This window comes from Campylobacter sp. BCW_6467 (assembly GCF_001762855.1).
Taxonomy (GTDB): domain Bacteria; phylum Campylobacterota; class Campylobacteria; order Campylobacterales; family Campylobacteraceae; genus Campylobacter_D; species Campylobacter_D jejuni.
Genome location: NZ_MJXP01000028.1, coordinates 46,451 through 53,726 on the forward strand (window position 1 = coordinate 46,451; position 7,276 = coordinate 53,726).

7 protein-coding genes, 2 tRNA genes and 1 pseudogene are annotated in these 7,276 nt (G+C 32.5%); 5 read left to right on the forward strand and 5 right to left on the reverse strand.

The annotated features are described in order from the left end of the window. Nucleotides 1-25: 25 nt before the first annotated feature. The 3 genes and pseudogenes from tatB to queA all read left to right on the forward strand — a co-directional run bounded on the left by tatB (nucleotide 26) and on the right by queA (nucleotide 2,192). A pseudogene (gene tatB / locus AJ888_RS04770) lies at nucleotides 26-441 on the forward strand (Sec-independent protein translocase protein TatB). Then, nucleotides 434-1,171, forward strand: coding sequence for a twin-arginine translocase subunit TatC (tatC, locus tag AJ888_RS04775; RefSeq protein ID WP_002856930.1), 738 nt, complete (start codon nucleotides 434-436; stop codon nucleotides 1,169-1,171). Before tatB ends, tatC begins: the two are co-directional and overlap by 8 nt. Beyond that, a complete protein-coding gene (gene queA / locus AJ888_RS04780) occupies nucleotides 1,164-2,192 on the forward strand; it encodes a tRNA preQ1(34) S-adenosylmethionine ribosyltransferase-isomerase QueA (protein ID WP_002861285.1) in 1,029 nt (342 codons plus the stop codon). The genes tatC and queA overlap by 8 nt, the downstream gene beginning before the upstream one ends. Here the strand turns inward: queA and lpxD are convergent. From lpxD to AJ888_RS04805, 5 genes are read right to left on the reverse strand one after another with little or no spacing between them, the layout of a single operon-like run. Further along, nucleotides 2,181-3,146 (reverse strand): UDP-3-O-(3-hydroxymyristoyl)glucosamine N-acyltransferase, encoded by a 966-nt coding sequence (gene lpxD / locus AJ888_RS04785; RefSeq protein WP_070296155.1) that lies wholly within the window; start codon nucleotides 3,144-3,146, stop codon nucleotides 2,181-2,183. The genes queA and lpxD overlap by 12 nt on opposite strands. Next, entirely contained in the window at nucleotides 3,143-3,607 is a 465-nt protein-coding gene (gene ilvN, locus AJ888_RS04790; RefSeq protein WP_002852211.1) for an acetolactate synthase small subunit, read from the reverse strand. The genes lpxD and ilvN overlap by 4 nt, the downstream gene beginning before the upstream one ends. Then, nucleotides 3,604-5,304: an acetolactate synthase large subunit gene (locus tag AJ888_RS04795; protein WP_002881862.1), complete on the reverse strand. Its 1,701-nt coding sequence runs from the start codon at nucleotides 5,302-5,304 to the stop codon at nucleotides 3,604-3,606. Before AJ888_RS04795 ends, ilvN begins: the two co-directional genes overlap by 4 nt. Before the next feature lie 17 nt (nucleotides 5,305-5,321). After that, nucleotides 5,322-5,765, reverse strand: a complete 444-nt coding sequence (locus AJ888_RS04800; protein WP_002852081.1) for a GatB/YqeY domain-containing protein — start codon at nucleotides 5,763-5,765, stop codon at nucleotides 5,322-5,324. Between the two features lie 11 nt (nucleotides 5,766-5,776). Further along, complete coding sequence (locus AJ888_RS04805; protein ID WP_070296156.1) at nucleotides 5,777-6,796, reverse strand: bifunctional 3,4-dihydroxy-2-butanone 4-phosphate synthase/GTP cyclohydrolase II; 1,020 nt, start codon at nucleotides 6,794-6,796, stop codon at nucleotides 5,777-5,779. 92 nt (nucleotides 6,797-6,888) lie between these two features. Between AJ888_RS04805 and AJ888_RS04810 the strand changes: the two genes are divergently transcribed. Both AJ888_RS04810 and AJ888_RS04815 read left to right on the forward strand, forming a co-directional pair. After that, a tRNA-Gln gene (locus tag AJ888_RS04810) sits at nucleotides 6,889-6,963 on the forward strand. A gap of 33 nt (nucleotides 6,964-6,996) precedes the next feature. Beyond that, a tRNA-Met gene (locus AJ888_RS04815) sits at nucleotides 6,997-7,072 on the forward strand. Nucleotides 7,073-7,276: the final 204 nt, after the last annotated feature.

A 7,276-nucleotide genomic window follows, 5' to 3' on the forward strand; every position in this document is an offset into this window, starting at 1 on the left:
ATATCAAATCAAAGAGTAACGATTAATGAGTTTTGGTGAAATTATAGTTATTTTAGTTGTAGCGATTTTAGTCTTAGGGCCTGATAAACTTCCAGAAGCTATAGTACAAATAGCAAAAATTCTAAAAGCTGTAAAACGCAACATAGATGATGCAAAATCAAGCATAGAAAAAGAAATACGCATCAATGACTTAAAAGAAGAAGCTAAGAAATACAAAGATGAATTTTCAAGCACTAATGAAAACATACGCAAAAAACTCAGTTTTGAAGAATTTGATGACCTTAAAAGAGATATTTTAGATAAAACAAAGGTGGATTTAACCTTTGATAGCAGAGATGATAACACAAAAAATAACCTTAGCGGACAAAATTTAAATACAGAAGAAAAACCAAATCTTAGCAAATTAGAAACACAAGATAAAACGGAAAAATAAATGTTTGAAGAATTAAGACCTCATTTAATAGAACTTAGAAAACGCCTTTTTATAAGCGTTGCTTGCATTGTAGTTATGTTTATTGTATGTTTTGCTTTACGAAGCTATATCTTAGATATTCTAAAAGCTCCACTTATAGCTGTTTTGCCCGAAGTAGCCAAACATGTGAATGTAATTGAAGTACAAGAAGCCTTATTTACTGCAATGAAAGTTAGTTTTTTTGCAGCCTTTATCTTTTCTTTACCTGTAATTTTTTGGCAATTTTGGAAATTTGTAGCTCCGGGACTTTACGATAATGAAAAACGCCTTGTGGTGCCTTTTGTTAGCTTTGCAAGCATTATGTTCGCCTTAGGGGCTTGTTTTTGTTATTTTGTTGTAGTGCCTTTGGCTTTTAAATTTTTGATTAATTTTGGTTTAAATGAAGATTTTAATCCTGTGATTACCATAGGAACTTATGTAGATTTTTTTACAAAAGTTGTTGTGGCTTTTGGCTTAGCTTTTGAAATGCCTGTAATTGCCTTTTTCTTTGCTAAAATCGGGCTTATAGATGATAGTTTTTTAAAACGCCATTTTCGCATAGCTGTTTTAGTTATTTTTGTTTTTTCAGCCTTTATGACTCCACCTGATGTTTTATCTCAATTTTTAATGGCAGGACCACTTTGTGGACTTTATGGACTTTCTATTTTAATTGTTCAAAAGGTAAATCCTGCCCCAAAAGATAAAGAAAGTGATGAATAAAGACTTACTTCTTTCAAGCTATGATTACACTCTAGCTAATGAACTCATAGCTAACTATCCTGCAAATCCAAAAGAAGATGCTAGGCTTTTGGTTTTTGATCGCAAAAACAAAGAAATTTTTCACACTACTTTTAAAAATTTACAAGACTTTTTACCCAACTGCGCGATTTTTTTCAATGATACTAAAGTTATTAAAGCAAGAATTTATGGCAATAAAGCAAGCGGAGGAAAAATAGAGCTTTTCTTGCATCAACCTTTTTTAAATTCTCACAATCCACTTTTTCTAGCTCAAATTAAAGGGCGTGTTAAAAAAGATGAAATCTTATATTTTAGGGAGGATTTAAAAGTGCGCGTTGTAGAACTTTTAGATGATGGTCTTCGAAAAGTTCAATTTTTTCAAAATGATAAAACCTTAGACACCTCAAATCTTTACAACCTGCTTGACAAGATAGGACATATACCCTTGCCTCCTTATATTAAAAGGGAGGATGAAAAAAGTGATTTGAAAGATTATCAAAGTATCTTTGCAAAAAATTTAGGCGCGGTAGCTGCTCCAACTGCAAGTTTACATTTTAGTGAGACTATGCTTGAAAATTTAAGAAAAAAACACGAAATTTATCATTTAACCTTACATGTAGGAGCTGGAACCTTTAAAAGCGTGGAATGTGAAAATATACAAAAGCATAAAATGCATAGCGAATTTTTTAATATTCCGCAGCAAGCATGTGAAATTATAGATTCAAAACAAGCTATTTTAGGCGTAGGAACAACGGTAACAAGAACTATAGAATATTACGCAAGAACTAAAACAAAAAATGGTTTTTGTGATCTTTTTTTACACCCGCAAAATCCACCTATAAGACAAAATCATCTTTTGACCAATTTTCATTTACCAAAATCTACTCTTATCATGCTAGTTTCAGCTTTTATCGGTAGAGAACAGTGTTTAAAACTTTATGAACTTGCCATAAAAGAAAAATATCGCTTTTACTCTTATGGCGATGCGATGCTAATCTTGTGATTTTTCTTTAAAATTTATTGCTATTTTAGCTTGAAGTTTTAGCCAATCTTTTTGAAGCATGATAGGAAAACCACCATAAACGCGCCCGCCTTCTAAATTTTTACTCACACCGCCTCTTGCAGCTATAGTACTAAAATCGCCTATTTTTAAATGTCCACTCGTTGCGCTTTGACCACCCATAATAACATTGCGTCCTAACTCACTTGAACCTGAAATTCCAGTTTGTGCTACAATGATACAATTTTGACCTATATTGCAATTGTGTCCGATTTGAACTAGATTGTCTACCTTAGTACCTGCTTTGATAATAGTACTATCAAAAACTGCTCTATCTATAGTTGTACAAGCCCCCACTTCTACAAAATCTTCTAAAATCACATTGCCATTATGATAAATTTTATAATGTTCGCCGTTTTTATTGTGCGCATAACCAAAACCATCGCTTCCTATTACACAATTGGCAAGCAAATGACATTTTTTACCAATTTTAGTGTCATTATAAATCACTACATTAGGATGGATAATACTCTCATCGCCAATGCTGACATTATCACCTATATAAGCTCCTGCCATAATGATTACATTTTCACCTATATTTACATTATCACCTATATAGACATTAGGCATAATTCTTGCGCTTTTTGCGATATTTTGCACTTTTTCTTTAGCTGTGCCTATCAAAGGCTTAGCAAAAAGCTTGCTTAAAAAAGCAAAATTCAAATGTGGATTTTGAGTAATCAAAGCTTTAGTATCTTTAGGCACTAAATTTTCATATTCTTTAGATACTAAAATAGCAGCAGCTCCTGTGTAAGGTATATCTTTGGTATTTTTCTCACCATCACAATAAGTAAGCTCTGTAAAATTTGCTTTCAATAAAGAATTTAAAGCACTGATTTCTATATCCTCACCTTTATACTCCAAGCTTAAAAATTCTGCTATTTCACTTAATTTCATTTAATCTCCATCAAAACAGATCCACTGCGAACTATATCGCTAGGATTGTATTTTTTAATTGTTTTTAAAAAATTATCAATGCGATTTGCATCATCAGCAACCATTAAAAACAAAAAATTCTCATTGCTATTTGCAATAGTACCATTATAAGCTTTCAAAACGGCATCAAGTCCACCTAAATTTTCATTTAAAGGAATTTTCACTAAAGCCATTTCTTTATCAATAAATTCTTCACTTTCTATCACTTTATAAGTAGGAATAAGCTTATGAAGTTGTTTGACTATCTGCTCAAAAGTTCTTTCATTTCCTGAAGTGACTATATTAATACGCGAAAATTCTTTATTTTCCAAAGGTGCTACTGTGAGCGAGTCAATATTATAACCTCTTCCTGAAAAAAGTCCTACTATACGAGATAAAACCCCATGCTCATTTAAAACAATTACCGATAAAACCCTTCTCATTGTCTATCCTTTGCCTTTGGTAAAATCATATTATAAATCGCACTTCCTGCAGGCACCATAGGTAAAACATCTTCAAAGCGATCAATTTTTACATTTAAAAGAGAGGTTTTATCACTTTTTAAAGCTTGGTTAAAAGCTTGAATGAATTCTTCTTTGCTTGAAATTTCATAACCTTCGCAACCAAAGCCTTGAGCAATTTTGATAAAATCAGGCTGAGTGCTTAAATCTGTTTGTGAAAAATGCTCTTTATAAAACATACTTTGCCATTGTCTTACCATACCTAAAAAGGCATTATTTAAAATAATATTTATAGTTTTTATACCATACTCACGAGCAGTCATAAGCTCTTGGATATTCATTAAAACCGATCCATCACCTACGAAATTAATCACCACTTCTTCATCCACAGCAAGCTTTGCACCCAAAGCAGCAGGCAAAGAATATCCCATAGTTCCTTGCCCTCCACTTGTTGCAAGCTGTCTTGGATAATTAAAAGGATAAAACTGTGCTACCCACATTTGATGCTGACCCACATCGGTAATAATCCTTGCATCTGGAGCCATCTTCGCACATTCTTCAATCACCCATTGCGGTTTTAAAACTTCATTGCTATCTTCATAAGAAAGTGGATAAAGTTCATTATAACGCTTTAAAGTTTCGTGCCATTCTTTAAAAGTTGTGTTGAAATTTTCCTTTTTAAGCTCTTCTAAAAGCTCTTTAAGAACTTCTTTAATATCTCCTACTATAGGATAATGCGCATTGATAATCTTTGAAATAGAACTAGGATCAATATCAACATGAACTATAGTCGCATGTTTGGCAAATTCACTTGTTTTTCCTGTAATCCTATCATCAAATCTCGCTCCTACACTCACAAGCAAATCACACTCACTTAAAGCCATATTAGCAGCATAGCTTCCATGCATGCCTGCCATTTTGAGATTAAAAACATCATCACTTCTTAAAGTTCCAAGCGCCATCAAGGTTTCAACTGCTGGAATTTTTGTAAATTTTACAAGCTCTCTGATTTGCTCACTTGCATTAGAACTGATACAACCTCCACCCAAGTAAAATAAAGGTCTTTTTGCTTCTTTTAAAAGCTCTGCAAATTTTTTAATTTGCTTTGAGTTACCCTTATAAACGGGTTTATAAGTTTTCATAGAAATTTCTTTAGGATATTCCCAAAGTCCCAAAGTTGCACTTACATCTTTTGGCACATCTATATGCACAGGCCCAGGTCTACCACTTCTTGCTATATAAAAAGCCTCTTTTAAAATGCGTGGAAACTCTTCTATGCAAGTAACTAAATAATTATGCTTTACACAAGGTCTTGAAATACCTACTGCATCAATTTCTTGAAAAGCATCTGTACCAATAAGAGAATTTGCCACCTGCCCTGAAATCAATATTAAAGGGATAGAATCACTATAAGCCGTAGCTAGGCCTGTAATAGTATTTGTAAAACCTGGTCCGCTTGTAACTATAGCTACGCCCACTTCTCCGCTCATTCTTGCGTAAGCATCAGCAGCATGCAAAGCCGCTTGTTCATGACGCACTAAAATATGTTTAAAATACTTTTGATTGTAAATTTCATCATAAATATTAAGCGCAGCGCCTCCAGGATAGCCAAAAACAATTTTAACATTTTCTTCTTTTAAAGCCTCGCAAATCATTGCTGAACCGCTTAACTCTTTCATAATAACACTCCAAAAAATTATTGTAAAAGCTCTTTAAGTGCTAAATTAAGTCTTTTACCATCAACACTCGCACCTAATTTTATTTTAGCTTCTTTCATCACCAAACCTTGTTCTTTTAGTGAACTTACGCCCAATTCTTCTATAAGTTGTTTTAAGGCTAAAGTTAACTCCTCATCACTTAGTTGTTTAGGCAGATAAATTTCAAAAAGACTTATTTCATTTTGTTCTTTTTGTGCTAAATCTTCACGATTTGCCTTAAGATAAAGTTCGATTGCGTCTTTACGTTTTTTGATTTCACTTGCAATAATTTTATAAATTCTTTCATTATCTAATTCTATTCTTTCATCCACTTCTATTTGCTTAAAAGCTGCATTTAAAGTTCTTAAACTATCTCTTTTAAAATCATCTTTTTGTTTCATTGCCTCTTTGATATCGTTTAAAATTTGTTCTTTTAAAGTCATTTTTTTCCTTTTTAGTTAAAATTACAAGCTTTAAGATTTAAACCAAAACCTTCTAAGCCTATATAGTCTTTATCACAACTTTGAGATAAAAGTTTAATTTCTTCTATACCAAAATATCTTAAAATCTGCGCTCCTATACCATAGTTTTTGTATTGAGTGGTACTGGATTTTTCTCCTTGCATGAAAACTATAACGCCACCATTTTCACTAAGAAATTTGATTTGCTCTAAAAGTTTTGAAAATTTATCTGAAGTTAAAAGCTCAAAATCACTACCACTGATATGAAATTTAACATTTTCACATTTTTTGATATCTTTAAAGCAAAAAGCTATGTGTTGGGTTTGATTATGATCGCTAAAGATAAATTTTTCTGCTTTAAAGCCTGCTAAAACACTTTGACTTTTTTCTTCAAGCTTAATAAGGCTTTCATGTTTTAGGCGATATTCTATAAGATCACTTACGGCTATCATGTTTAGATCATGTTTTTGGCAAAAAATTTCTAGATCTTCTCTTCTTGCCATATCTCCATCATCTTTTACGATTTCACAAATCACACAAGCACCTTTTAATCCTGCTAATTTACAAAGATCAACCGTACCTTCTGTATGACCTGTGCGTTCTAAAACTCCGCCTTTTTTTGCGATTAAAGGATTGATATGTCCTGGTCTTACAAAATCACTCGCTTTAGCATTATCATCAGCAAAAATTTGTATAGTCATATTTCTTTCATAAGCACTAACTCCCGTTGTAGCATCTTTTGCATCTACGGTTATGGTAAAAGCGGTTTCGTGGTTTGAAGTATTTTTAGGCACCATTAAAGGAAGTTCAAATTTTTTTGCCAAAGTTTCATCTAAAGCTACGCAAACCACACCACGAGCTTCTTTTATCATGAAATTTACTTTTTCTTGAGTGCTAAATTGCGCAGGAAAGATTAAATCGCCTTCATTTTCTCTATCTTCTGCATCTACCATTACAAGCATTTTCCCTGCTTGTAAATCCCTAATCGCTTGTTCTACGTTAACAAATTTCATCTTTATTTCCTTAAAATTTTTAAAATTATAACTTAAATTGCTTGACAAATAAATTAAAATTCACTATAATTACACTTTTAAAAAATATTTATTGGGGTATCGCCAAGCGGTAAGGCAACAGGTTTTGGTCCTGTCATTCAGGGGTTCGAATCCCTTTACCCCATCCACTTCTTATTTTATATTTCAAATATCTTATATGCCGCGAAGTAGAGCAGTGGTTAGCTCGTCGGGCTCATAACCCGAAGGTCGGGAGTTCAAATCTCCCCTTCGCAACCAAATGTATTAATCTTCAATCCTCTTCACTTCTTTTTAATCGTATTAAAATAATTTAAAATGATTGTATTGTTAATCTTAGCTGAGTTTTTAAAATACTTTAAAAGAATGATTGCAATCCAAAAAGAATTTAACGACTTTAACAACATCCATCCTAATAATTTTAAAATTATCAGGATGAAATTTTAACAAGCTAGGAGAGTAAAC

Excerpts from the sequence above, each read along its gene's own strand:
- tatC (WP_002856930.1), top strand. The coding sequence starts at position 434 with ATGTTTGAAGAATTAAGACCTCATTTAATAGAACTTAGAAAACGCCTT.
- queA (WP_002861285.1), top strand. The coding sequence starts at position 1,164 with ATGAATAAAGACTTACTTCTTTCAAGCTATGATTACACTCTAGCTAAT.
- lpxD (WP_070296155.1), bottom strand. The coding sequence starts at position 3,146 with ATGAAATTAAGTGAAATAGCAGAATTTTTAAGCTTGGAGTATAAAGGT.
- ilvN (WP_002852211.1), bottom strand. The coding sequence starts at position 3,607 with ATGAGAAGGGTTTTATCGGTAATTGTTTTAAATGAGCATGGGGTTTTA.
- AJ888_RS04795 (WP_002881862.1), bottom strand. The coding sequence starts at position 5,304 with ATGAAAGAGTTAAGCGGTTCAGCAATGATTTGCGAGGCTTTAAAAGAA.
- AJ888_RS04800 (WP_002852081.1), bottom strand. The coding sequence starts at position 5,765 with ATGACTTTAAAAGAACAAATTTTAAACGATATCAAAGAGGCAATGAAA.
- AJ888_RS04805 (WP_070296156.1), bottom strand. The coding sequence starts at position 6,796 with ATGAAATTTGTTAACGTAGAACAAGCGATTAGGGATTTACAAGCAGGG.